The sequence below is a fragment of the Pseudomonas sp. RL_105y_Pfl2_101 genome, assembly GCF_963970585.1.
Classification (GTDB): domain Bacteria; phylum Pseudomonadota; class Gammaproteobacteria; order Pseudomonadales; family Pseudomonadaceae; genus Aquipseudomonas.
On the sequence record NZ_CAXAPG010000049.1, the window covers coordinates 1 to 23,770 of the forward strand.

At 60.7% G+C, this 23,770-nt stretch carries 21 protein-coding genes and 1 pseudogene; 14 read left to right on the forward strand and 8 right to left on the reverse strand.

From position 1 onward, the window contains the following. A partial coding sequence (locus tag AACY31_RS26885) for a retention module-containing protein (protein ID WP_339505413.1) occupies window positions 1–2,220 on the reverse strand: 2,220 nt, incomplete at its 3' end. A gap of 455 nt (window positions 2,221–2,675) precedes the next feature. Between AACY31_RS26885 and AACY31_RS26890 the strand changes: the two genes are divergently transcribed. From AACY31_RS26890 to AACY31_RS26900, 3 genes are all read left to right on the forward strand, one after another. Further along, window positions 2,676–4,034, forward strand: a complete 1,359-nt coding sequence (locus tag AACY31_RS26890; protein ID WP_339483540.1) for a TolC family outer membrane protein — start codon at window positions 2,676–2,678, stop codon at window positions 4,032–4,034. A gap of 30 nt (window positions 4,035–4,064) precedes the next feature. Further along, a complete protein-coding gene (locus AACY31_RS26895) occupies window positions 4,065–6,224 on the forward strand; it encodes a type I secretion system permease/ATPase (protein ID WP_339483538.1) in 2,160 nt (719 codons plus the stop codon). Between the two features lie 105 nt (window positions 6,225–6,329). Continuing rightward, window positions 6,330–7,694: an HlyD family type I secretion periplasmic adaptor subunit gene (locus AACY31_RS26900; protein ID WP_339483537.1), complete on the forward strand. Its 1,365-nt coding sequence runs from the start codon at window positions 6,330–6,332 to the stop codon at window positions 7,692–7,694. Between the two features lie 149 nt (window positions 7,695–7,843). On the opposite strand, the gene AACY31_RS26905 is transcribed toward AACY31_RS26900, so the two are convergent. Together AACY31_RS26905 and AACY31_RS26910 are read right to left on the reverse strand one after the other, a co-directional pair. Further along, window positions 7,844–8,440, reverse strand: a complete 597-nt coding sequence (locus AACY31_RS26905; protein WP_339483536.1) for a tRNA-uridine aminocarboxypropyltransferase — start codon at window positions 8,438–8,440, stop codon at window positions 7,844–7,846. 2 nt (window positions 8,441–8,442) lie between these two features. Then, window positions 8,443–9,336, reverse strand: a complete 894-nt coding sequence (locus AACY31_RS26910) for a LysR family transcriptional regulator (protein WP_339483535.1) — start codon at window positions 9,334–9,336, stop codon at window positions 8,443–8,445. A gap of 249 nt (window positions 9,337–9,585) precedes the next feature. On the opposite strand from AACY31_RS26910, the gene speB reads away from it, so the two are divergent. The 4 genes and pseudogenes from speB to AACY31_RS26930 form a co-directional block, all read left to right on the forward strand. Next, window positions 9,586–10,536, forward strand: a complete 951-nt coding sequence (speB, locus tag AACY31_RS26915) for an agmatinase (RefSeq protein ID WP_339483534.1) — start codon at window positions 9,586–9,588, stop codon at window positions 10,534–10,536. A gap of 9 nt (window positions 10,537–10,545) precedes the next feature. Further along, entirely contained in the window at window positions 10,546–10,953 is a 408-nt protein-coding gene (locus AACY31_RS26920) for a YybH family protein (protein ID WP_339483533.1), read from the forward strand. A 49-nt stretch (window positions 10,954–11,002) separates the two neighbouring features. Then, on the forward strand, window positions 11,003–12,517 hold the full coding sequence (locus AACY31_RS26925; RefSeq protein WP_339483546.1) for a purine-cytosine permease family protein: 1,515 nt from the start codon (window positions 11,003–11,005) through the stop codon (window positions 12,515–12,517). A 264-nt stretch (window positions 12,518–12,781) separates the two neighbouring features. Then, window positions 12,782–12,964, forward strand: a pseudogene (locus tag AACY31_RS26930) (sodium:solute symporter); the annotation flags it as partial. A 122-nt stretch (window positions 12,965–13,086) separates the two neighbouring features. Here the strand turns inward: AACY31_RS26930 and AACY31_RS26935 are convergent. Both AACY31_RS26935 and ptrR read right to left on the reverse strand, forming a co-directional pair. Then, on the reverse strand, window positions 13,087–13,215 hold the full coding sequence (locus tag AACY31_RS26935; RefSeq protein WP_003198971.1) for a PA1414 family protein: 129 nt from the start codon (window positions 13,213–13,215) through the stop codon (window positions 13,087–13,089). Between the two features lie 139 nt (window positions 13,216–13,354). Further along, window positions 13,355–14,248, reverse strand: coding sequence for a putrescine utilization regulator PtrR (gene ptrR / locus AACY31_RS26940; protein WP_339483531.1), 894 nt, complete (start codon window positions 14,246–14,248; stop codon window positions 13,355–13,357). A 103-nt stretch (window positions 14,249–14,351) separates the two neighbouring features. Between ptrR and AACY31_RS26945 the strand changes: the two genes are divergently transcribed. Then, on the forward strand, window positions 14,352–15,524 hold the full coding sequence (locus tag AACY31_RS26945; protein ID WP_339493074.1) for an MFS transporter: 1,173 nt from the start codon (window positions 14,352–14,354) through the stop codon (window positions 15,522–15,524). Here AACY31_RS26945 and AACY31_RS26950 read toward each other — a convergent pair whose 3' ends face one another. Then, window positions 15,525–16,979: an NCS1 family nucleobase:cation symporter-1 gene (locus AACY31_RS26950; protein WP_339505415.1), complete on the reverse strand. Its 1,455-nt coding sequence runs from the start codon at window positions 16,977–16,979 to the stop codon at window positions 15,525–15,527. It lies immediately after the preceding gene. A 428-nt stretch (window positions 16,980–17,407) separates the two neighbouring features. After that, window positions 17,408–18,244, reverse strand: coding sequence for a CvfB family protein (locus AACY31_RS26955; RefSeq protein WP_339483526.1), 837 nt, complete (start codon window positions 18,242–18,244; stop codon window positions 17,408–17,410). A 338-nt stretch (window positions 18,245–18,582) separates the two neighbouring features. Between AACY31_RS26955 and AACY31_RS26960 the strand changes: the two genes are divergently transcribed. The 3 genes from AACY31_RS26960 (at window position 18,583) to AACY31_RS26970 (ending at window position 20,625) form a co-directional block, all read left to right on the forward strand. Further along, the gene (locus AACY31_RS26960; RefSeq protein WP_339483525.1) at window positions 18,583–18,771 is read left to right on the forward strand and encodes a hypothetical protein; all 189 of its coding nucleotides are present in this window, start codon (window positions 18,583–18,585) and stop codon (window positions 18,769–18,771) included. 195 nt (window positions 18,772–18,966) lie between these two features. Then, on the forward strand, window positions 18,967–19,677 hold the full coding sequence (locus tag AACY31_RS26965; protein ID WP_339483524.1) for a TorF family putative porin: 711 nt from the start codon (window positions 18,967–18,969) through the stop codon (window positions 19,675–19,677). Window positions 19,678–19,758: 81 nt separating this feature from the next. After that, window positions 19,759–20,625 carry a DUF6279 family lipoprotein gene (locus AACY31_RS26970; protein ID WP_339505416.1) on the forward strand — a complete coding sequence of 289 codons (867 nt, stop codon included), beginning with the start codon at window positions 19,759–19,761 and terminating at the stop codon, window positions 20,623–20,625. A gap of 142 nt (window positions 20,626–20,767) precedes the next feature. Here AACY31_RS26970 and AACY31_RS26975 read toward each other — a convergent pair whose 3' ends face one another. Then, window positions 20,768–21,160 carry a transcriptional regulator gene (locus AACY31_RS26975; protein ID WP_339505418.1) on the reverse strand — a complete coding sequence of 131 codons (393 nt, stop codon included), beginning with the start codon at window positions 21,158–21,160 and terminating at the stop codon, window positions 20,768–20,770. Window positions 21,161–21,345: 185 nt separating this feature from the next. On the opposite strand from AACY31_RS26975, the gene AACY31_RS26980 reads away from it, so the two are divergent. The 3 genes from AACY31_RS26980 (at window position 21,346) to AACY31_RS26990 (ending at window position 22,992) form a co-directional block, all read left to right on the forward strand. Next, complete coding sequence (locus tag AACY31_RS26980) at window positions 21,346–22,077, forward strand: DUF899 domain-containing protein (protein ID WP_339505419.1); 732 nt, start codon at window positions 21,346–21,348, stop codon at window positions 22,075–22,077. A gap of 410 nt (window positions 22,078–22,487) precedes the next feature. After that, window positions 22,488–22,760, forward strand: coding sequence for a hypothetical protein (locus AACY31_RS26985; RefSeq protein ID WP_058544380.1), 273 nt, complete (start codon window positions 22,488–22,490; stop codon window positions 22,758–22,760). 52 nt (window positions 22,761–22,812) lie between these two features. After that, complete coding sequence (locus AACY31_RS26990; RefSeq protein WP_058544381.1) at window positions 22,813–22,992, forward strand: helix-turn-helix domain-containing transcriptional regulator; 180 nt, start codon at window positions 22,813–22,815, stop codon at window positions 22,990–22,992. Window positions 22,993–23,770 lie beyond the last annotated feature (778 nt).

Consider the following 23,770-nt stretch of genomic DNA (forward strand, 5'->3'; position numbering starts at 1 on the left):
GCCCGTCACCACGTTGATACCGCCCACGCTCAGGGTCTGCACACCGTCCAACGCAGTCACGGTAAAGGTGCCGCTTTGGGTCAGCGCCGGCGCATCCGGGCTGCTGCCGTCGCTGAGGTTTTTCTCCTGGACCGTCAGCTCACCGCCGTCGGTGTCGAGGCCGGTGATGATCACCGGATCGTCGTTGTTATGGACTTGCAGCACCAGGTTCGCCGTGCTGGTATCGCCGTCGGCATCGGTCAGGGTGTAGGTGAAGGTTTCGCTGCCATCACCACCACCGTGCAAGCCTTTGAAGTCGGCGTCAGCGGTGTTGAGGGTGTAGGTGTAGGAACCGTCGGCGTTGAGCACCAAGGTGCCGTAAGTGCCGGTGAAGGTGCCGGGGGTGATTGGGCCGGACGCCACAGAGTCCGCACCTTGGGTGTCGTTGGTCAGCACGCTGCCGGTCAAGGTCAGGTTGGTTTCCGAAGCCGTGCTGGCGTTGCTGTCGTCCACGGCTTTGGGCAGGTCGTCGACGATATTGACGTCCAGATTCCCGTTGGCGGTGGTGCCGTTGTCGTCGGTGGCGACGACCGCAAATTGCTCGCTGAGGCTGTTGGCGCCGTTGGCGTTTGGATGGGTTTCATTGTCCAGCAGCGTGTAGCTGTAACTGACCACCCCAGTCGCAGCGTTGAAACCGGTGATGGTCAGGGTGTTGCCCAGCGCGGTGGTAATCGATTGTGGGAAACCGGCTGCCACACCGCCCGTCACCACGTTGATACCGCCCACGCTCAGGGTCTGCACACCGTCCAACGCAGTCACGGTAAAGGTGCCGCTTTGGGTCAGCGCCGGCGCATCCGGGCTGCTGCCGTCGCTGAGGTTTTTCTCCAGCAGCGACAGTTCGCCACCTGCAGCATCCAGCCCTACCAACACCACCGGATCATCATTGTTATGCACCTGCAACACCAGGTTCGCCGTGCTGGTGTCGCCATCGGCATCGGTCAGGGTGTAGGTGAAGGTCTCGGTGCCGCTGCCCCCGCCATGCAACGCGACGAATTGCGGGTCGCTGGTGTTCAGGGTGTAGGTGTACGTGCCGTTGGGATTGAGCACGAGGGTGCCGTAGGTGCCGGTGAACGTCCCACCAATGATCGGCCCACTGTCGGGGCCGGTGGGGATCCGGTCGGCGCCCTGATGATCGTTGGGCAATACGTTGCCGGTGAGGGTAACCAAAGTTTCCGACGCCGTATTGGCGTGGCTGTCGTCGATCGCCTGTGGCACGTCATCGGTAATGTTGACGTCCAGGGTGCCGGTGGCCGTGTCACCGTCGGTGTCGACGGCCACCACCGCAAACTGCTCGGTGATGCTGTTGACACCGCCGCCGGCCGGATGGGTTTCATTGTCCGTCAGGGTGTAGCTGTAGCTGACCACCCCGGTGGCCGGGTCATAGCCGGTGATGGTCAACGTGTTGCCCAGCGCCGAAGTAATGGTTTGGGGGAAGCCTGCGGGCACGCCGCCGGTGATCACGTTGATGCCGCCGATGCTCAGGCTGCTCAGCCCGTCAGGCGCGGAAACCGTGAAGGTGCCGATTTGCACCAGCGCACTCGGATTGCTGGCCGAACCATCGGCCAGATTGGCCTCGTTGGTGGTCAGTTCACCGCCCTCGACATTGACCCCGTCGAGGGTCACGGGGTTGTCCGGAGTCTCCGGCGGCACGGTTGCATCGTCGCCCGTGTTATCCGGGTCACCGGCCAGGCGCAGTTGTGGAAACTCGGGAATCCCGTTGAACCCGGCCGTGGGGAAACCAATCTGCGGATCGACCTGCCCGCCGACTTCTTCCAGCAGCACAAAGCTGTGCCCGCCGCCCACGCCCCCCGGGTTGCCACCCTCGGGGCCGGCGGCCGTGGCTTCACCGGTCTGAGTCGGGTCGGCGCCGGCGGCGATGGCTTGCTGCAGCTTTTGCACATTGGTCAGTTGCGCGTTACTCGGTGTCGCCGCGTCAGGCGTGTCGACATCAGGCGCAGGGTTGGCGAGCAACTGCGAGGTCAGGGTCAGGTTGCTTTCGCGGCCCAGGGTCAACGTCTGGCCGTTCTGCATATGAACAGCCACGGCCCCTTCGGCACCGGTGACCAGGTGTTCGCCGGCATAAAGCCGATCGCCTTCGACCAGAGGCCGCCGCAGGCCACCGGCCGCTTCTGCGAAAACTTGCCCGACCACTTTGCTGACGATACCGATGAGCGCTGCCATGTGCATTTCCTCCGTTGCCGACCGCAATCGGCACCTGTCTGGGTGAAGAATCCGTCCTCAGGTTTGGCGACCAACAAAGCTGGAAAATCTGCCAGCTTTCGTGAAAACAGAAGGTGCTAGCAATTCGCCAGAATGACAAAAAACCGTCACCAAAAAACACATCTCACATCGCCCTTCCGGTACTTCTTCACGTTACTTAAACATCTGCATGGAACTTTTATTGACGCCTAAAAGCCGTCAGAACCCTCAGATTCAAAGGCTTTCGCTTTGAACAATGTGCCGGTTTTTTTCAAGCACATAAGTTTTTTTCGGCATAAGTCTTATGAAAAATTCTTCTTAGGTTTTGCTCAGGATGTTCTTAGCTGTGTTGTTACAAGGTTGAAACGGTTTTGATCTTTAATTCGTCAATATTTTGGCGACAAGCAAAGCACTACAGACATCAGGAGATGCACCTCATGCGCGTTCTAACCCCCCTCTGCAGCGCGGTTTTGCTGGCCATGGCCTGCTCCTCTCAGGCGCAGGCCATATCCTTGACCGAAGCGATCCAGAGCACCATTGCCACTCACCCAGAGCTGGCACAACGGGTAGACAGCCGTCTGTCAGCCAATGAAGACGTCAAGGTCGCCCGAGGGGGCTTTTTCCCGTCAGTGGATTTGAATGCCGGTTACGGTCGTGGCTATAGCGACAACACCAACACCCGAGCCTTGGGTAATCACCACACCAATATCCTGACCTACACCCAATCGGAGCTGCGTCTGCGGCAGATGATCTTCGACGGGTTCAACACCGCTAATGAAGTGGAGCGCACCCAAGGCGTGGTCAACTCCCGGGCCTATTATGCCCAGGGCACCGCCCAGGATCTGGCGCTGCGCACCATTGAGGTCTACCTGGAAGTGCTCAAGCGTCGTGAACTGGTGACCCTGGCCAAGAACAACCTGCAGGCGCACCTGCGGGTCAACGACCAGATCGGCTTGCGCACCGAGCGTGGGGTGGGCAGCACCGCCGACTCCGACCAGTCCAATGCCCGTCGGGCCCTGGCGGAAAACAACTACGACACCGCCCAGGTCGACCTGGCCGACGCCGAAGCGAATTTCTACAGCGTGGTCGGGCGCATGCCCGATGAGCTGGAAGCGCCACCCTCGACCAAAGGCGAAATCCCTGCCGACCTGCGCGAAGCCCAGCAAAGCATGGTGGATAACAACCCGTACCTGAAATCGGCCCAAGCCGACATACAGTCCGCCGAGAGCCAGTACGAAGTAGCGAAGTCGCCGTTCTACCCGCGCTTTGACGCCGAGGCGGCGGTGGGCGCCAATAACAACCTTGGTGGCGAAGAAGGCCACGACAACAACTGGCGGGTCGGCGTGGTGATGAACTACAACCTGTTCCGCGGTGGCAGCGACAAGGCGCGGCTGGCGTCCAACGCCCACCAGATCAACCAGGCCATGGACATCCGCAACAATGCCCTGCGCCAGCTCAACGAAGACACACGCCTGGCCTGGAACGCGATGCTCAACGCCCGCAAACAGACCCCCACCGCCCGCGAATATGCCGACACCACCGCCCGTGTGCGCGCTGCGTACCAGGATCAGTTCGGTCTCGGCCAACGCACCCTGCTCGACCTGCTCGACAGCGAAAACGAGCTGTACAACGCCAACCGTCGCTACACCGAAGTGCGTTACACCGAGGAGTACTCGATGTACCGGGTGCTGGCGAACATGGGCCTGTTGTTGCAAAAACAACGGATCGTGCTGCCGGCCGATGCGGTCGCGCAGACCGAAGTCAAGAACCAGGCTCGGCTGCCGGAACTGAAGTAGCCCCCCTCCAAAAAAATGGGAGCGAACAATGTGACCAGCATGGAACCCGCAACCCCCGGCGCCGATCCGCGCCTGAATTTCGATGATCCTTTGCTGGACGGCCTGTTGATCCTCTGCAAACTCCATGGCGCGACGGTCAGCCGCGCCAGCCTCAGCGCCGGGCTTCCTATGGCGCACCAACGCTTGAGCCTGGACCTGCTGCCACGCGCAGCGGCCCGGGCCAGCTTGCAGGCGCGGCTGTTGCGTCGTGAGCTGGCGGATATTTCCCCCTTGAACCTGCCGGTGATGCTGATTCTGGCGGGCGGCCGCTGTGCGGTCTTGCGGCGCTGGGGTGAGGATGGCAAGGCGCTGATTCTGCCCTGCGAGGCCGACGGCGGCGAGCAGTGGGTCAGCCGCGAGGAACTGGCCCTCGACTACAGCGGCCAGGCCTTGTTCGCCCGGCCGCGCCATGAACTCGAAGACCTGCGTTCGCCCCTGGTGCCGCGGGTCGAGGCGTGGTTTCGCGACACCTTGAAGCTGTCGCGCTGGCTGTACAGCGACGCGATCCTGGCGAGTTTCCTGATCAACCTGCTGGGGCTGATGGTGCCGCTGTTCGTCATGCAGACCTACGACCGCGTGGTGCCGAACCAGGCCACGTCGACCCTGTGGGTGCTGGCCGTGGGGCTGTTGATCGGTACGGGTTTCGAACTGGTATTGCGGGTGGTGCGCGCCCATCTGCTGGACACCGCCGGCAAGAAAACCGACGTGATTCTCTCTGCCACCCTGTTCGAGCGCATCACCGGCATGGCGATGAAGGCCAAGCCAGTGACCATCGGCGGCTTCGCCCAGAGCATCCACGACTTCCAGGGCCTGCGCGAATTCCTCACGGCAGTGACCCTCACCAGCCTGATCGACCTGCCCTTCGCCCTGCTGATGCTGGTGGTGATCGGCCTGTTGAGCGGCTGGCTGGTGGTGATTCCGGTGGTAGCGTTTCCGCTCACCATTATCTTCGCGACGATCATCCAGGTGCGCCTGCGCGACACCGTGGAAAAAAGCCTGGCCCTGGGCGCCCAGCGCCAGGCACTGCTGATCGAAACCCTCGGCGGCCTGGAAACCCTCAAGGCCTGCAGCGCCGAGAGCGAGCGCCAGCATCAATGGGAAAGCACCCATGGTGCCCTCACCCGCCTGGACAGCCACGCGCGCAACCTCTCGGCACTGGCGACCAACGGCACCTTGTTCCTGCAACAACTGGCGGGCATGGCGACCATCGTTGCCGGGGTCTACAGCATCATCGCCGGCAACCTCAGCGTCGGTGCGCTGGTAGCGACCTACATGCTCGGCAGCCGGGTGCTCGCCCCGCTCGGGCAGATCGCCGGGTTGATCACCCGTTACCAGCAAGCCCAGCTCACCATGCGCAGCACCGATGCCCTGATGGCGTTGCCTCAGGAGCGTGACGCCAAGCAACGGCCCCTGGACCGCACCCAATTGCAGGGCGCGCTGGACGTCAGCGGCGTGACCTTCCACTACAACGGCCAGAGCGCTCCGGCGCTGGCTAATATCAGCTTCAGCCTCAAACCCGGCGAACGGGTCGGGATCATCGGCCGCAGTGGCTCGGGCAAGAGCACCCTGGCGCGCCTGGTGATGGGGTTCTATGCGCCGGAGGAAGGCCAGTTGCTGCTCGACGGCCTGGACCTGCGGCAACTGGACGTCGCCGACCTGCGTCAACAGATCGGCTACGTCGCCCATGATCTGCCGCTGCTGGCCGGCAGCCTGCGGGACAACCTCACCTTGGGCGCCCGCTACATCAGCGACGCGCGCATGCTGGAAGTGGCAGAACTGACCGGTGTCACCGAACTGGCGCGCCAACATCCCCAAGGTTTCGACCGCCCGGTGGGCGAGCGCGGGCAACTGCTCTCCGGCGGCCAACGCCAGGCCGTGCTACTGGCCCGGGCCTTGCTGCTCGACCCGCCGATCCTGCTGCTGGACGAACCCACCAGCGCCATGGACAACAGCAGCGAAGACGTCTTGCGACAGAAGCTTCACCCCCATGTACAGGGCAAGACCGTGCTGCTGGTTACCCACCGCACCTCGATGCTGAGCCTGGTGGACCGCTTGGTGGTGCTGGACAACGGCCGGATCGTGGCCGATGGACCGAAAGACGCGGTGATCGATGCGCTGCGCAAGGGACGGGTGGGCTCCGCAGCGGTATAGAAACAACACCGTAATCTGTGGGAGCAAGGCTTGTTCCCACAGATAACCCTCTCAAGCCACGGGTATGTGTTCGGCTTTTTTTCTCTCACTGACGGGTACCGCCCCATGTCTGCTCAAACACCGGATTCAGCCGCCCGAAGCTACTTCGGCAGTTTCAGCAAAAGCGCTGAAAGCGAGTTCATGCCGGAAACCGCTGGCGCCACGCTGCAGGATTCGCCCCGCCGCTCGCGGGTGACCGTGTGGTTGGCCGCCGGTTTGATCATCACCGGGCTGGTTTGGGCGAAGTTGGCGGTGTTGCAGGAAGTCACCACCGGCGAAGGCAAGGCGATTCCGTCGAGCAAGATCCAGGTGATCCAGAACCTGGAGGGCGGCATCGTCACGGAGATATTCGTCCGCGAAGGCCAGATGGTGAACAAGGGCGACACCCTGCTGCGCCTGGACGACACGCGGTTCCTGTCGAACAAGGGCGAAAGCGAGGTCGACCGCTATGCCTTGACCGCCCAGGTCGAGCGCTTGTCGGCCGAGGCCGAGGGCCGGCCGTTCGATCTTTCGGCCGAGGTGATTGCCAAGGCCCCGCAAGTGGCCGAGGACGAGCGCTCACTGTACGAACAACGCCAGCGGCGTCTGGCCAGCGAGCAACGCACCCTGACCGAACAATTGCGCCAGAAGACCCAGGAACTGGCGGAGTTTCGTTCCAAGCAAGGCCAGTTCAGCTCCTCCCTGGCCTTGCTGCAAGAAGAAATGAACATGTCCGCCCCGCTGGTGCGCACCGGGGCGGTATCACCGGTGGAGATCCTGCGGCTCAAACGCAGCGCGGTGGAAATCCGCGGCTCGCTCAATGCCACCACCCTGGCCATTCCCCGGGCCGAATCGGCGATCAACGAGATCAAGAGCAAGATCGACGAATCGGAACAGACCTTTCGCTCCGAGGCAGCCAAGGACCTCAACGAGAAACGCACCGAACTGTCGAAAATCACCGCCTCGAGCATCGCCATCGACGACCGCGTGAGCCGCACCACCGTCGTCTCGCCTGTGCATGGGGTGATCAAGCAACTGAAGGTCAACACCATCGGTGGCGTGGTGCAGCCGGGCAGCGACATGGCGGAAATCGTGCCCCTGGAAGACAACCTGCTGATCGAAGCCAAGGTCCGCCCTCAGGACGTGGCGTTCCTTCATCCAGGCCAGAAGGCCATGGTCAAGTTCAGCGCCTACGACTACACGATCTACGGCGGGCTGAGCGCCAAGCTCGAACTGATCAGCGCCGACACCATCACCGACGACAAAGGCAACAGCTTCTACCTGATCCAGGTGCGCACCGATAAAAACCACCTGGGTGGGGATGCCAACCCCTTGCAGATCATTCCGGGGATGGTGGCGACGGTGGACATCATCACCGGGGAGAAAAGTGTCCTGGATTACCTGCTCAAGCCGGTGTTGAAGGCGCAGACCGAGGCGATGCGCGAGCGATAGGTTCTAACTGGGCGCTCCTCTGATCATGAGGCCGCCATCGCGAGCAGGCTCGTTCCCACATTGGATTTGTGGTGACCACAAATCTTGTGTGCACTGAAGATCAACTGTGGGAGCGGGCTTGCTCGCGAAGGCGGCGGCAAAGACATCCATTATTTCTCAGCATGGTTACGCCGAAACGTCTCCTCCCCCATCGCCGCGATCTGCCCCTCGATCAATGCCTCGAACGGCCTCAGCAACAGCTCGAAACTCGCCGGCGCTTCAAGCACCTGCAACGCCTGGACAATCGCCTCGACCGTCGACAACGCTCCCGGTCCCGGTGCCTTGCGCAAACGATAACGAGACACCCCGCCCTCGGCCAACGTCACCCTCGGCAGCGCCGCCAGCAGCGGGTTGAGGTGCAGCAACTTGCGTGCCTTGCGCCAGGTGCCGTCGGGCACGACCAGAAGCAACGGGTCATCGGAGGGTACATAGGCTTGCAGCGGCTGTGCATCATCATCCGGAAACAACAACCGCGCCTGATAACCCGGTTGATTGAGTAACCTGGGCAAATCCTCGAACACCTCGCCCACGATCAGTTCAGCATTACTGAGGCCCAAAGCCGCCAGCCTGGCCGTGTTCAAGGCATGGTTCACTTCGCTGGGATGCTGCAACAGCAAGACGCGGGTGCGGCTGTCGAGGCTGGGGATCAACGGGCACAGGCAATGGCTTTGCGGTCGTTGGCAACGCGGACATTGAGTTCTGGACATGGTCAGGCCTGATTCAGTTGAGCTTTGAGCAAATCACGGAAGGTCTGGATCAGCGGCTCGCGGCTGCGACCACGGCGCACGATCATCGAAAACGGCGCCTGATAGCCGAAGGTCGCCGGCAACAACACGCGCAAGTCGCCCTTGTCGATCCAGGCCTGAGCGTAGTGCTCAGGCAGGTAACCGACGTAGGCACCGGACAACACCAGGATCAACTGCGCCTCCATGCTCTCCACCGTCGCCGCGCTGTGCTTGAAGCCATGACGGGCCAGTTCGGCCTGGCTCCAGTAACCGCGCCCGACCATGCGCTGCTGAGTGATGACTTGCTCGGGGATGCGCCGCTCGTTGAACAGCGCATGGCGGTTGCTGCAATACAACCAGTGCTGTTCACGGTACAGCGGCATATAAACCAGCCCGCTCATGCGCGTGGAAAACGCGCCGATGGCCAAGTCCAGGCGGTTGTCCTGCACGCCGAGTTGCAGCTCATAAGGGCTCATGACCGACAGATGCAAATGCACCGCCGGATGCTCCTGGCTGTAGGCACCGATGGCTTCGGCGAACGGCAAGGCCCTGTCACTGACCGTGGAATCGATCACCCCCAGGTTCAGCGTGCCGCGCAGTTCACCTTTGAGCGCGGCGGCGTACTGCTCGAACCCTTCGAGCTCGCCCAGCAGGCGCAAGGTTTCCTGATGGAACAACTCGCCCTTGCTGGTCAGGCTGAACCCGCCCCGGCCGCGATGACACAACACCAGGCCCAGGGCCGCCTCAAGCTGGCTCATGTAGGTGCTGATGGCCGACGTGGACAGGTTGAGCTCGTGCTGGGCATTGGCGAACCCCTGGTGCCGGACCACGCTGACGAAAATGCGCAGCAGTTTCAGGTCGGGTAAAGCATTGGCCATCAGGGTGTCTCCATACAGGCGGGTCACTGCACACTTTGTGGCGAGGGGATTTATCTGTGGGAGCAAAGCTTGCTCCCACAGGCTTGCACCCACCATTTAACCTCAACAGGTCAATCGCGAGTCTATCGCCCCCACCCGCCATTAGTTTAGAAAAATCTGAACTAAGTATTTGCCGCCAGCGATTCTTCACGGCAACGGCTTTTCGCAGAATCGGCCCCTGATAAATAAAACAACGATGAGGCCCTACCCGTGGACAAGATTCTTCACCAACCACTGGGCGGCAACGACATGCCGCGCTTCGGTGGCATCGCCACCATGATGCGACTCCCCCACTTGCAAACCGCTGCCGGCCTGGACGCTGCGTTCGTCGGCGTGCCGCTGGACATCGGCACCTCCCTGCGCGCCGGCACCCGTTTCGGACCCCGCGAGATCCGCGCCGAATCCGTGATGATCCGCCCCTACAACATGGCCACTGGCGCCGCGCCGTTCGACTCGCTGTCGGTGGCCGACATCGGCGACGTGCCGATCAACACCTTCAACCTGCTGGACGCAGTGCGGATCATCGAAGAGTCGTACCACAAGATCCTCGAACACAACGTCATCCCCCTGACCCTGGGTGGCGACCACACCATCACCCTGCCGATCCTGCGGGCGATCCACAAGAAACACGGCAAGGTCGGCCTGGTGCACATCGACGCCCACGCCGATGTGAACGACCACATGTTCGGCGAGAAGATCGCCCACGGCACCACCTTCCGCCGCGCCGTGGAAGAAGGCCTGCTCGATTGCGACCGCGTGGTGCAGATCGGCCTGCGGGCCCAGGGCTACACCGCCGATGATTTCAACTGGAGCCGCAACCAGGGTTTCCGCGTGGTCCAGGCCGAAGAATGCTGGCACAAATCCCTGGCCCCGTTGATGGCCGAAGTGCGTGAAAAAGTCGGTGGCGGTCCGGTCTACCTGAGCTTCGACATCGACGGCATCGACCCGGCCTGGGCCCCTGGCACCGGCACCCCGGAAATCGGAGGGTTGACCACCATCCAGGCGATCGAAATCGTCCGTGGTTGCCAGGGCCTCGACCTGGTCGGCTGCGATCTGGTAGAAGTCTCGCCGCCATACGACACCACCGGCAACACCTCGCTGCTGGGCGCCAACCTGCTGTACGAGATGCTCTGCGTACTGCCTGGCGTGGTTCATCGCTGAGGTGCGCCCATGAACAAACAGGACCAAGTGCTCCAGGCCGCTGCACATTTGGTGGCGGCCTTCGCCCGCAACGACCGCGACGCCTACTTCGGTGCGTTCACGGCTGATGCGAGTTTCGTGTTCCACACCCTCGAACAGCCCCTGCTGTCACGCGATGCTTACCAGGCGTTGTGGGATCGCTGGCGGTCCGAGGATGGCTTCGAGGTGCTCAATTGCACCTCAAGCAACGCCTTCGTCAGCCTGCTAGGGGACGTGGCGATTTTCATCCATGACGTGGCCACCGAGTTGCGCATGCAAGGGGAGCTTCACTTTAGCCAGGAGCGCGAAACCGTTGTGTTTCGCCAAGAACAACAAGGCCTATGGCTGGCCTGTCACGAACATTTGTCCGCAATGCCGGAAGGGCTGCCAATCCCTTAGCAACAGGTGGCGCCCGCACACGACGGGCGCGCCTTTATGATCGGAGCAGATCATGTATAACAATAACGACAACAACCTTACGCAAATTGAAACCTTCGGGGTCGAACAGATCCCGGACCACGAACGAACCGCCGGCCCAAGCGACCTGTTTCGCCTGATCTTCGGCGGCGCCAACACCTTCGCCACCGCCGTGCTCGGCAGTTTCCCCGTGCTGTTCGGCCTGTCATTCCAGGCTGGGGTCTGGGCCATTGTGCTGGGCGTCCTGGTGGGTTCGATCATCCTCGCGCCCATGGGTCTGTTCGGCCCGCTCAATGGCACCAACAACGCGGTGTCTTCCGGTGCACACTTCGGCGTGCACGGGCGAATCGTCGGCTCGTTCCTGTCGTTGCTGACCGCCATCGCGTTCTTCTCGCTGTCGGTGTGGAGTTCGGGGGACGCGTTGATCGGCGGCGCCAAACGGTTGATCGGCATGCCAGAGACCGACCTGAGCCTGGGCCTGGCCTACGGCCTGTTCGCCCTGCTGGTGTTGACGGTATGCATCTATGGCTTTCGCTTCATGCTGTGGGTCAACCGCATCGCCGTGTGGGCGGCCAGCCTGCTGTTTTTGCTGGGCATTCTCGCCTTCGCACCGACCTTCGACAGCCAGTTCGCCGGCACCGTCAGCCTCGGCCAGCCGGGCTTCTGGGCGGCGTTCATCGGCGCGGCGTTGGTGGCCATGAGCAACCCGATTTCCTTCGGTGCATTCCTGGGTGACTGGTCGCGCTACATCCCCCGCGATACGCCCAAGCGCCGCATCATGCTGGCCGTGATCGCTGCGCAGTTGGCGACGTTGATCCCGTTCCTGTTCGGCCTCGCCACCGCCACCATCGTGGCGATCAAGGCGCCGGACTACATCGCGGCCAACAACTACGTGGGCGGGCTGCTGGCGGTTTCACCGGGGTGGTTCTTCCTGCCGGTGTGCCTGATCGCGGTGATCGGCGGCATGTCCACCGGCACTACGTCGCTGTATGGCACGGGGCTGGACATGTCCAGCGTGTTTCCACGGGTGCTGTCGCGGGTCAAGGCGACGCTGCTGATCGGCGTGCTGTCGATTGCCTTCATCTTCATCGGGCGCTTCGCGGCGAACCTGGTGCAGAGCGTCTCGACCTTCGCCGTGCTGATCATCACCTGCACCACGCCATGGATGGTGATCATGATCATCGGCCTGCTGGTGCGCCGCGGCTTCTACTGCCCGGATGACCTGCAAGTGTTCACCCGCGGCGAAACCGGCGGGCGCTACTGGTTCAGCCACGGCTGGAACTGGCGCGGCCTTGGGGCATGGATCCCCAGCGCGCTGGTGGGGTTGTGCTTCGTCAACCTGCCGGGGCAGTTCGTCGGGCCGCTGGGAGAACTGGCAGGCGGAATCGACATCAGCCTACCGGTGACCCTGGGTCTGGCCTCGGTGGTGTACCTGGTATTGCTGAGCCTGTTTCCAGAGCCGACGGCGGTGTATGGCCCGGGGGATCCGCGTAGCAAGGACGCTTCGGAGCCCTTCGATAAACCAGCCCTCAAGCAAACCGCCTGATCCGAGAAGCTGTGGCGAGGGAGCGCGCTCCCTCTCGACTGCATCCATAAGAACTGTGAGCCGTGTAGGAACCGCGTAGGAACTGTGTAGGAGCTGTCGAGTGCAACGAGGCTGCGATCTTTCCCCAGACATTTGAGTCTCAAGCGAAAGATCAAAAGATCAAAAGATCGTCCAAACGCGGCCCGAGCCTTCGCCAGTGCCTACAGAACCCAGCGGGAGCAATCTCTGGCCACAACAGCGCGCTCGCGCTGAGGCTGCAGCGCCAGGGGCAGCACCGCCGGCGCAATCACCAGCCTGTCGCTGGGCTTGCTGACCGCACTGTTCTTCATGCTCAAGGACCGCCTGGACGCCCACACGCCGATTTACTACAGCCTGAGTGCGCTGGTGAGTTTTGTGCGGGTGAGCTTGTTGTCGCCACGGCCGAAGGTGGTGGCCAAGGCGGTTTGACCGACACCCTGGCAATGAACTCGCCCCCACAGCGTCGGCCTCCACAAATAAAAAGATCGCAGTTGCGGACCATCTCAATTGAAATGGTCCGCAGCTGCGATCTCTCCAAATGCCTGGTGGGTTTACCGGCGGCGCGGTTGGCGGCGGCGTTGCTCGTCATCGGTGCGGATCGGTACCGGTTGCATCGGTGGCTCGATCAGGCCAAGCGCGACACCCAGGTCGTGAAGCCAGTTCTGGATTTTCTCTTTCATCGTGGTGCCCCCTCAGGGTGGTACAAGCAGCAAATTACTGTGGCCCCTTCGCACTGATAATAGTCCGATGTTCTACGCAATGCTCGTCTCAGTCTGCAATGATCTGTTACTGAATTAATCAAAACCCACCTCCCGGAGCTCAAGCCGATTGCACCGTCGTCATGGGCGCTCGTGGCCAGGCCTGTTGTTGCAATTCAAGCCAGGCGTTGAGGTTGGCTCCGACCATGCCTTTGCGCCACATCAACCAGGTCGTGGCGCTGGCAAACGGCTCGACCAACGGGTGCACCGCCACCCGCTCGCGGCCCGGCAGGCTGGCCAGCATCGACTCCGACATCAGCGCCACCCCGGACCCGGCGATCACACACGCCAGCATCCCTTGGTAAGACTCGATTTCCATCGCCCGGCCCATGGTGGCATGGTCATGGGCAAACCAGGCTTCCAACCGCATCCGGTAGGAGCAACCACGCCGGAACGTGAACACCGCGCGGCCCTGCACATCCAACGCACTGCGCACGGGCGAGTGATCGGCCTCGGTGATCAGCACCAGTCGTTCGTCGCACAACGGCACGCCGTCCAACCCCGCCAACTCCAGCGGGCCGTCCACCAACGCCGCGTCGAGACGATTGGTGAGCAAACCCTCAAGCAATTCACCACTCGGCCCGGACTGCACTTGCAGGTTCACCTCCGGATACGCCCGATGATAAGCCGCCAGCAAGTCCGGCAGATGCGTCGCCGCCGTGCTGTACATCGTGCCCAGCAGGAAGTCCCCGGCCGGCTGCCCGCCCTGTACGGCGGCATGGGCTTCGTCGTGCAAGGCGAACAGCTTGGCCGCATAGTCCAGTAGGACTTTTCCGGCCGGTGACAACTGCAAACGCTGACGCTCGCGCAAGAAAAGGTCCACGCCCAGTTGCTCTTCCAACTGCTTGAGCCGGGTCGAAAGGTTCGACGGTACCCGGTGCAGGCGCTCGGCGGCCCGGGTGATGGAACCTTCCTCGGCCACAGCCTGGAAAATCCGCAATTGGCTGAACTCCATGACCTTCTCCAAAAAAGAACAAGTTACTCACTATTATTCATTTTTAATGAAAGTCAATCAGTCCTAGCCTGACGGTCATTCACCTCGACACTGGAGAACGACCATGTCACCTCTTATTCGCCTGCTCGGCAGTTTCATCGCGCTGATGATGGCCATGGGCATCGGCCGCTTCGCCCTGACGCCCCAGTTACCTCATTTGATCGGCGAAGGTCAGATCGACTTGACCACCGCCGGTCTGATTGCCGCGGCCAACTACCTGGGGTATTTCCTCGGCGCGCTGGATGCCATGTTCGTTCGCCGTCCGGAACAGGTGCGGCGACGGTTGCTCGGCGGCCTGTGGCTGTGCGTGCTGCTGACCCTGGCGTCGTTCTGGGCCTGGGGCTTCTGGCCACACCTGGCATTACGCTTTGGCACCGGCGTGGCGAGCGCCTGGGTGCTGGTGATGATCACCGCCCTGAGCCAACCCTTGGCTGCGGCGGCGGGACGGCCACGCCTGGGCGCACTGGTGTTTGCCGGCCCGGGGCTGGGAATTTTCCTGACCGGCCTGCTCGCTTTGGGTTCGAATCTGCTGGGCCAGACCTCCGCAACCCTGTGGCTGATGTATGCCGGCGTGGCCTTGGCGATGTTGCTGATGATCTTGCCGATCCTGCCGCAGCCGGTCGTAGCAACACCTGTCGCCGGGCCAACCAGCCCTTCACCGAACGCTGGCGTCGCTCGACTGGGCGTGGTGTACGCCCTGTATGGCCTGGGCTACATCATTCCGGCTACGTTCCTGTCGCAAATGGCCTCGGCGCAGTTCCACGGGCAATGGCTGGCCGACCTGTTCTGGCCCTGCTTCGGCCTGGCTGCCGCCAGCGGCGTGTTGTTGGTCAGCCTGCGTCGCCCCAACCCGAACACCACCGGTCGCTGGCTGATCGGTACGCTCTGGCTGCAAGCCGCCGGCGTATTTGCCTGCCTGCTGGGCAGTGGGCCGGGGCTGGCGTTGGGGGTGATCCTGTGTGGCGCGCCGTTCCTGGCCTGCATGCAACTGGTGATGCTGCGTTCCCGGGAACTGGCACCCCACGCCACTCAGCGCAACGCGGGCCTGTTGACCGCCTGTTTTGCCCTGGGCCAGCTCAGCGGGCCACTGCTGGCGGCGCTGAGCAGCCATTTCAGCGGCGGCCTGCAACCGGCGCTGATCATTGCCGGCAGCGGCCTGCTGATGGCCGGAGGCCTGTTGCTGCGGCCCGCCAACCGCAGCGCGGCGAGCCCTTGCGCCCAAACCGTGCTGCGTTGATCAGGCCTGCTCGGCCGCGCTGAACACTTTGTTCAACTGCCCCGCCGACTCGCGTCGCGCCAAGGCGAAATACAACACTGCGCCGAGGAAACAACCGGTGAACCAGGCAAAGTTGGCCATCGGTTGCAACAGCGGCGTGAAGGTGATCGCCACGCCCATCAGCGTTGCCGGAATCAGCGCCTTGACCGCGGTCCAATTGACACCACCACTGTAGTAATAGCGCCCGCTCGGCCCGTCATTGAACAGCGCGTCGACGTCGATCTGCTGTTTTTTGATCAGGTAGTAATCCACCAGCAAGATCCCGAACAGCGGCCCGATGAACGCCGCCAACACGTCCAAGGTGTAGTGGATCACTTCGGGGTTGTTGAACAGGTTCCACGGCGTGATGAAAATCGAGGCCACCGCCGCGATCATGCCGCCGGCGCGCCAGCTGATCTTGCTGGGCGCGACGTTGGCGAAGTCGAACGCGGGAGAGACGAAGTTGGCGACAATGTTGATGCCGATGGTGGCGGTCACGAAGGCAAAGGCGCCCAGCAAGACGGCCACGTCGTTGTCGATACGCGCCACAGTGGCAATCGGGTCGTGGAGCATTTCGCCGAACACCGGCAAAGTCCCGGAAACAATCACCACGGTGACCAGGGAGAACGCCAGGAAATTCACCGGCAGCCCCCAGAAATTGCCCCGACGCACGTCAGACATGCTCCGGCAATAACGGCTGAAATCGCCGAAATTCAGGGTCGGGCCGGAAAAGTACGACACCACCAGCGCCGTCGCCACGATCACTTGGCCGAACGCCTGCCAGCCAGACAAGGACTTTTCCGCCAGGGTGAAGCTGATATTGCTCCAACCGGCCTTCCACGCGATCCAACCGGCCAACAGGAACATCACCGCATACACCACCGGCCCGGCCCAGTCGATGAAACGACGGATCGACTCCATCCCGGTCCAGAACACCAGCGCCTGGACGAACCACAGGCTGAGGAAACCGAACCAGCCCAGGTAGGACAAACCGGCAAAATGCGGTGTCGCATAGACCTCCATCGAAGGAACGAACCGTAGCACCACGATGATCAGCGCGCTGGACGCCAGGTATGTCTGAATCCCGTACCACGCCACGGCGATCAAGCCACGGATGACTGCAGGGATATTCGCCCCGAACACGCCAAACGCCAGCCGACAGATCACCGGGTACGGCACCGCCGCCTGCTGGCTCGGCCTGGCGACCAGGTTAGCGATCAACTGCACGAAGCAGATCCCGCCGAGCAAGGCAATCAACACCTGCCAACTCGCCAACCCCAACGCGAACAAACTGGCGGCGAAGACATAACCGCCCACGCTGTGTACATCACTCATCCAGAAAGCGAAGATGTTGTACCAATTCCATTTCTGCGGCAGCGGGCCCAGGTCTTCGTTATAGAGGCGAGGGCTGTAGCCGTTGGGCAATTGCTCGGACATTGCGGGGCTCCTTTGAGTACCGCCGTGCCCCCGTATCGACCTGCTCACCATACTGCGCACGGGAGCCGGCATGGTTTGTATACGCGTTGCCACGCAGAATGCGTGCCATAGGCGCGAGATGTGAGACAAACCGGGGTGTACAGCGGGAGTAAAAGCCGAGCAAGAGCTGACATGCGCCCACGAACAGGGCGTAGATGCATGCTAAAGGTGCAGGGTTTTGTATACAGACAGGCGCTCCCCCTGGGCTCTGTAGGAGCTGGCGAAGCCTGCGATCTTTTGATCTTCGCTTGAGACTCAATTTATAGGGGAAAGATCGCAGCCTCGTTGCACTCGACAGCTCCTACACAGCTCCTACAGCGCTCCCAAATCGTCCTGCAACCAGCGAGAGCAAGCTCCCTTGCCACAGGACCACAGGATTCTGTGGTCAATCAGCTCAATTCAATGCGATCGGCATGAATGACAATCTGCCCATTCTTGTACAGCGCACCAATGGCCTTCTTGAAGTTGCCCTTGCTCACGCCAAACAGGCTGCTGATCAGCACCGGGTCGCTCTTGTCGCTGACCGGCAAGGTGCCGTCGTTCTCCCGCAACTTGGCGAGGATCTTGGCGTTCAGGCTGGTGGCGGCTTCCTGGCCTACGGGCTGCAGGCTCAGGCTGATCTTGCCGTCCGGGCGGACTTCCTTGATGAAGCCTTTTTCCTGTTTGCCGGCGCGCATGAACTTGAAAATTTCATTCTTGTGGATCAGGCCCCAGTGCTTGTTGTTGATGATCGCCTTGAAGCCCATGTCGGTGGCTTCGGCGACCAGCAAATCCACTTCCTGACCCGGCGTGTAGTTGGCCGGAGTCTTGTCCAGATAACGATCCAGGCGCGCCGTGGCAGTGATGCGGCGGGTGTGCTTGTCGAGGTAGACGTGCACCACGCAGTACTCGCCGGCGGTCATCTGGCGCTTTTCTTCGGAGTACGGCAGCAACAGATCCTTGGGCAGGCCCCAGTCCAGGAACACGCCGATGCTGTTGACTTCAGCCACTTTCAGGCTGGCGAATTCACCCACCTGAACTTTGGGTTTTTCCGTGGTGGCGATCAGTTTGTCGTCGCTGTCCAGATAAATGAAAACATTGAGCCAGTCTTCATCTTCGCTGGGAATATCCTTGGGAATATAACGGTTGGGCAGCAGGATTTCGCCGTCCGCACCGCCGTCCAGATATAAACCGAAGTTAGTGTGTTTAACCACTTGCAAACTGTTGTAGCGCCCGACTAAAGCCATTTCCAATACCCTCATTGCGTGGGCGGCATTCTACCCGGTTTTGCAGCCTGATTCGTGGCCGCCGGTGAGGTTTACTGGCACGGCCCTGCACAACCGTTGATTTTCCTGGGCTTTCGCCCCAGGCACGGCCATTCGTCAGGCGGGCGACGGTGCGTAGCGCTCGCCATCGTCGCCCTATTTCGCCCTCGGTTGTTATTTAAAACAGAGGCTTAGGGCAATCATTGCAGGGTAACCGCTCATTATTCCGTCACCACAGCGATAATTCAGAAGGATATTTGCCAAGCAATTGTCAAGTATTTCCTGTACGATGCCTGGCCCAATTAATTATCTACAGGTTAATGGCCGTCATGCGCGTAAAAGCATCCAACAGCAAAGCAAAGCCAGCTCCAGCCGTTGAAACCAGCGAGTCGATCAACAACCAGATCGCTGCGTTCCTCAAGTCCGGCGGCGAGATCCAGCAAATTGCCAAAGGCGTCAGCGGCCAGACATTCGGCCCTTCCAAGCAGATTAGCCTGGGCAAGAAGTAACCTGCACGTCACCTGGTCCCAAAGCGCTTTGAGCTTCGAAGCGCTTGGACTGGAACCCTCCCCCGCCCCACCCATTTCCCATGATTCGACGAACGGCCGTCGCAGCCGACCATTCGCCGGTATGCTTGGACCTCTCTAGCCCAAGCCTTTCAGCTCAGTTATCGTTCCTGCTCCTCGTTATTGATGGAATGAAGCATGCGCATCTCCCTTGTTCCGCTGACGGTCAGCCTGCTCTCGTGCTCCCTCGTCCACGGGCAGGTCTTCCAGCGCGAACTCGGCGACTTCGACCTCAAGCTTGGCACCACTCCCAGCCGCAGCATGGCCCAGGGCCTGGTCACGCCGTCGAGCAGCGGTTCGTTCCATGGTGGCCTGGACCTGAGCCACGACAGCGGCTGGTACGTCGGCCACTGGTCACCCAGCGTGGGCGTATCCGCCAACCTCGAGGTGGATTCCTACATAGGCTTTAAACAACCCTTCGACCAGACCCTGGGCTACGAAGTCGGCCTGATCCACTACAGCTACCCCACCCTCGATACTCCCGGCAGCCAGGAGTTCTACGGCGGTCTGACCGTGTTCGGCAGCCGTTTTGGCGCCGCCCTGAGCAACGACCCGGACAAACAGAACAGCACGCTGTTTGCCGACCTGGGCGGCAACATACCGTTCGGCATTGGCATCAGCGCCAAATACACCACCCACCAACTCAATACGCCAGTGTCGGTCGAGAACGGCTATGTAGGCAGTTTCAGCGACTGGTCACTGAAAATTTCCCGGCCCTGGATGGGCATCGACCTGGACCTGATCTACAGTGACTCAAGCCTCAGCGGCAGCAGTTGCTCGGCATACTCCGGCCACAACAGCGAATGCGACAGCCTGCTGACCCTCAAGATGGCCCACCCTTTTTACTAAGCGTTACGCATTTAATCGGCTGAACTGCCGCGCGTCTGCGATGCTCAAACAAAGCACCGACGCCTTCGCAAGGACTCGCTCATGCCGCGCTGGTTGACCCGCACCACCATGCTCATCGCTCTGTTGCTGGCCGTCACCGCCTGCAGTCGCATCGGCCTGGCCTACCGCAACCTCGACCTGATCATCCCCTGGACCCTCAACGATTACCTGGACATCAGAGGCGAGCAAAAAGACTGGTTCAACGAGCGCCTCAAGGACCACCTGACCTGGCACTGCACCACCCAATTGCCCGGCTACCTCGACTGGCTGGATCGCCTCAAGACCATGGTGCAAACCGACCAGGTAACCGATGAAGCGCTGCAACAACGCACCCGGGAAGCCAAGGCCGCCCTCGCCGAAACCGCCCGGGAAATCACCCCCTCGGCCATCGAACTGCTGCAAAGCCTGAACGACGACCAAGTCGATGACATGGACGCCGCCTTCGTCAAGGACCAGCGCAAACGCCAGCAGCAATACCTCAAGCCGATGTTGCAGGAGCAGATCCAGGAACGCAGCGAACGCATGGTCAAACGCCTGGACAACTGGCTCGGCCCGCTCAACGACGCCCAGCGCCAACGGGTGACGGCCTGGTCCACCGCCCTGGGTGAGCAGAACCAGCAATGGATCGCCAACCGCGCCCACTGGCAAAACCAGTTCAGCGAAGCCGTCGCCCAACGCCACCGTCCCGACTTCCCCGAACGCATCGAACAATTGCTGGTCAACCGCGAAAGCCTCTGGACCCCCGCCTACCGCGAAGCCTTCAGCAAAACCGAAGCCCAGGCCCGCAGCCTGCTGGTGGACCTGATGGCCGAAAGCACACCGCCCCAGCGCGAACGGCTGCTGAAGAAGATCGACGGGGTGAAGAAGGATTTCAGTGATTTGAGGTGCCTGAAGGCAGCACAAAGCTAAGTAAGCACTGATTTAACACCAGTGAGATCCAATGTGGGAGCGAGCCTGCTCGCGATAGCATTCTGACAGACAACTTATCCTTAACTGTCAGACCGCTATCGCGAGCAGGCTCGCTCCCACATTAGGATTCAGTGCTGGCCTGTCAGGCAATCTGCGCCTTCGAAGCCAACTCATCAAACGTAAACTCATCCAGCGCATCGTCCTGATCATCCAGCACCTGGCGTGGGTGATCGTTACCCGGAATGCTGCTGTCGATCAGGCTCAACAACCGCGAACCACGCGGCGTCAGCACAAAATTCTCGCCATTGCCGCCCTGTTCCTCCGGCCGAGGCTCAATATAGCCACGCATAAGCAGCAACTTTTCGTACTCCCCGGCAACCGTTTTCAGATGATCGAGGTTCTCGATCGCCTCGCCTTCAGCCGCTTTCGCCGCCGCATGCTCCTCCGCATAAGGCCGAGGGGTAAAGCTGTGGCCGGCGCCGTTCTGCACTTCGTGCAACAACCGTTCGATCAAGTCCCAGTTATAAGTCGTCATCCTGGTCCATCCTCCAAAGAGTGAGATGCCTACCTAGGTTGTGACCTAGGCGCTGCGCCGCCGTTCAGCCGGGTTTCCAGGCGGTCTCTACCTTGAGCCGACCAACGGCCTGTCGAATTGCTCCGAGGCCAAACGACCAACTGTTAAAGGCCGATTTCGCGGCTCTGACCACAGGAGAAATCACCATGAACGTAGAAAATCATCCAGTCGTCTCGCGGGAAGAATGGCTCGCCGCCCGTCGCCAGCACCTGGCCCACGAAAAAGCCTTCACCCGCGAACGCGACAAACTCAGCGCCGAACGCCGCGCCCTGCCCTGGGTAAAAATCGACAAACCCTACCGCTTCCAAGGCCCCCACGGCGAACTGAGCCTGGCCGACCTGTTCGGCGGCCGCAGCCAACTGATCATCTACCACTTCATGTTCGGCCCCGGCTGGACAGAAGGCTGCCAGGGCTGCTCGTTCCTGTCCGACCACATCGACGGTGCCAACCAACACCTGGCCCACCACGACGTCGCCGTGGTCGCCGTATCCCGCGCGCCCTTCGCCGAATTCCAATCCTTCAAACGCCGCATGGGCTGGGCCTTCGACTGGGTCTCATCGCAAGGCTGCGACTTCAACTACGACTTCGGCGTCAGCTTCAAAACCGAAGACACCGCCACCGGAAAAGCCACCTACAACTACGAAAAAACCGACACCACCGAAGGCGAACTCCCCGGCCTGAGCGTCTTCTATCGCAACGAAGCCGGCGACATCTTCCACACCTACTCCACCTACGCCCGCGGCCTCGACATCCTGGTCGGCACCTACAACTACCTCGACCTGACGCCCAAGGGCCGCAACGAAGACGAAATCATGGACTGGGTGCGGCACCACGATAAATACGAAGAGGCCAAGCCCCACGGCTGCTGCCACAGTTGATGCGCCAACCCGCCCGGTCGAGCGCGCCCCCCGTGGCGAGGGGGCTTGCTCCCGCTCGACTGGGCAGCAGTCGCCCGATTTAAGCCGACAAATGCCAGGCCAAACGTCCTACATGAAGCTCGGAAAGCGGTGTCTTGTGGCACCGGAGCGGGCCAGCCTATAGTCCCTCGTCGCCCAAAAAGGCGATTCGGGTTTGGCGACTCGATTACAGAGAATGCGAAAGCTACCAGCTGATTGCAGGTACCGACGCACCCGCAAAGCCGCTATATTCCACGGCGGCTGTGCGCGGGAGATCTTCGGATCTGCCGGTTTTCTCTGTAACCGGTTCGCCAACCTGCGCACAGCCACCACCCAATCGTTTGGCGACGATTGAGTGATGGCTTTCAGCCAATCAAACAGAGATCTTCAAAATGAATCGATATATGCCCATCACTGGCATCGACTGCGTCCCCGCAACGTTGCTCATCGATACCGAAGCCCCGCTGGACGTCCTTTTCGAAACCGCCGACTACCGCATCCGCACCGTGACCCAGGTGCTGGAAAACATCGCGTTCCGCTCGGATATCAGCTCCGATACGGTGGTGCTTTCTGACTTTTGCAAAATGCTGACGATAGCGTTGCGGGATGGCTGCGATGTGATGGATGTGATTGGGAGACGGCTGCGGGCGCAAGCTGCTGAGTAACGAAAACGGGCGACCTTTGGGTCGCCCGTTTTTCACATGCGCGGAGAGTAAAATGATCGAGACCTTTATAGAATTTGACCTCGCAGAATATCTCAGCACTCCCGAGGCCATTGCGGAGTTCGTGAGAAATGCCCAGGAAACCGGCGATACAAGTTATATCGCCAAAGCGACGGAAGGAGTCACACGCGCCAAGGGGATGACCGAATTGTCTAGGGATCCCTCAGAGGGATAGACACGTTTTCTACTGATTCAAACCGAGCTCTCGTAGCTGCATTTCGCTCGCGAAGTCTAACTCATCCCTTTTAACCCTAGTTCCATCTGAATAATGAGAATGACCACAGACACCACACTGATAAGCTAGCAATCCGTTATATCTACCTATAAAAATGCGCCCTCCAGCAGACTTACACTTTGGACATTGCTCATCGACTTCGACCGTTATCAGCTCCTCGACCGTATCGCGCAAAAATCTCGCAATCGCCTCTCCCTCTTGAGACTGGCGCTTCAGGATAGTATTTTTAAAGTTTATTAAATCCGCGACCTTAAAACAGGATCTCTCAACCGGCATTTCCCTCTCATTGACCTTTACAATCCTATCAAACCCATAGGTCGTATACGGCTCACAGTCAAGATGCTGATAATTGCTCCGAGTCCAGCAAAGTAATAATTCAAGAACCTGCCTAGAAGGTGCCTCATCAGCCAGAGCTGAGACTGCCAACTGAAACTCACCCCACACTTTAGTTGGAAGACTACCCATCAAATACCCGCCTTAACAGGGAAAGTTGTTATCAAATTGCCGGCTCTATCGGTAAATACCTTTAACACAGAAGTGGGGACACCGCCATCCTTCAACGTAGTAGTGCCAATCAAAAAAAGCAAACAAAAAAGGGGACAGATTTGAATGGCACTTACTTAACCTTCTTCGGGTGACCATTCTTCCTGACCTCGGCCCTGGCTGATCGACGTGTTTTCATCAGCATGGGATAAGGCTTGGGTCTTCGTTTTATCGC

What these genes read in the sequence shown, in the direction of transcription:
- AACY31_RS26980 (WP_339505419.1), top strand. Translation starts at nt 21,346, where the DNA reads ATGAACGTAGAAAATCATCCAGTCGTCTCGCGGGAAGAATGGCTCGCC.
- AACY31_RS26960 (WP_339483525.1), top strand. Translation starts at nt 18,583, where the DNA reads ATGGCCGTCATGCGCGTAAAAGCATCCAACAGCAAAGCAAAGCCAGCT.
- AACY31_RS26910 (WP_339483535.1), bottom strand. Translation starts at nt 9,336, where the DNA reads ATGGCCAATGCTTTACCCGACCTGAAACTGCTGCGCATTTTCGTCAGC.
- ptrR (WP_339483531.1), bottom strand. Translation starts at nt 14,248, where the DNA reads ATGGAGTTCAGCCAATTGCGGATTTTCCAGGCTGTGGCCGAGGAAGGT.
- AACY31_RS26900 (WP_339483537.1), top strand. Translation starts at nt 6,330, where the DNA reads ATGTCTGCTCAAACACCGGATTCAGCCGCCCGAAGCTACTTCGGCAGT.
- AACY31_RS26950 (WP_339505415.1), bottom strand. Translation starts at nt 16,979, where the DNA reads ATGTCCGAGCAATTGCCCAACGGCTACAGCCCTCGCCTCTATAACGAA.
- AACY31_RS26920 (WP_339483533.1), top strand. Translation starts at nt 10,546, where the DNA reads ATGAACAAACAGGACCAAGTGCTCCAGGCCGCTGCACATTTGGTGGCG.
- AACY31_RS26975 (WP_339505418.1), bottom strand. Translation starts at nt 21,160, where the DNA reads ATGACGACTTATAACTGGGACTTGATCGAACGGTTGTTGCACGAAGTG.
- AACY31_RS26955 (WP_339483526.1), bottom strand. Translation starts at nt 18,244, where the DNA reads ATGGCTTTAGTCGGGCGCTACAACAGTTTGCAAGTGGTTAAACACACT.
- AACY31_RS26935 (WP_003198971.1), bottom strand. Translation starts at nt 13,215, where the DNA reads ATGAAAGAGAAAATCCAGAACTGGCTTCACGACCTGGGTGTCGCGCTT.
- AACY31_RS26965 (WP_339483524.1), top strand. Translation starts at nt 18,967, where the DNA reads ATGCGCATCTCCCTTGTTCCGCTGACGGTCAGCCTGCTCTCGTGCTCC.
- AACY31_RS26890 (WP_339483540.1), top strand. Translation starts at nt 2,676, where the DNA reads ATGCGCGTTCTAACCCCCCTCTGCAGCGCGGTTTTGCTGGCCATGGCC.
- AACY31_RS26905 (WP_339483536.1), bottom strand. Translation starts at nt 8,440, where the DNA reads ATGTCCAGAACTCAATGTCCGCGTTGCCAACGACCGCAAAGCCATTGC.
- AACY31_RS26990 (WP_058544381.1), top strand. Translation starts at nt 22,813, where the DNA reads ATGATCGAGACCTTTATAGAATTTGACCTCGCAGAATATCTCAGCACT.
- AACY31_RS26985 (WP_058544380.1), top strand. Translation starts at nt 22,488, where the DNA reads ATGAATCGATATATGCCCATCACTGGCATCGACTGCGTCCCCGCAACG.
- AACY31_RS26970 (WP_339505416.1), top strand. Translation starts at nt 19,759, where the DNA reads ATGCCGCGCTGGTTGACCCGCACCACCATGCTCATCGCTCTGTTGCTG.
- AACY31_RS26945 (WP_339493074.1), top strand. Translation starts at nt 14,352, where the DNA reads ATGTCACCTCTTATTCGCCTGCTCGGCAGTTTCATCGCGCTGATGATG.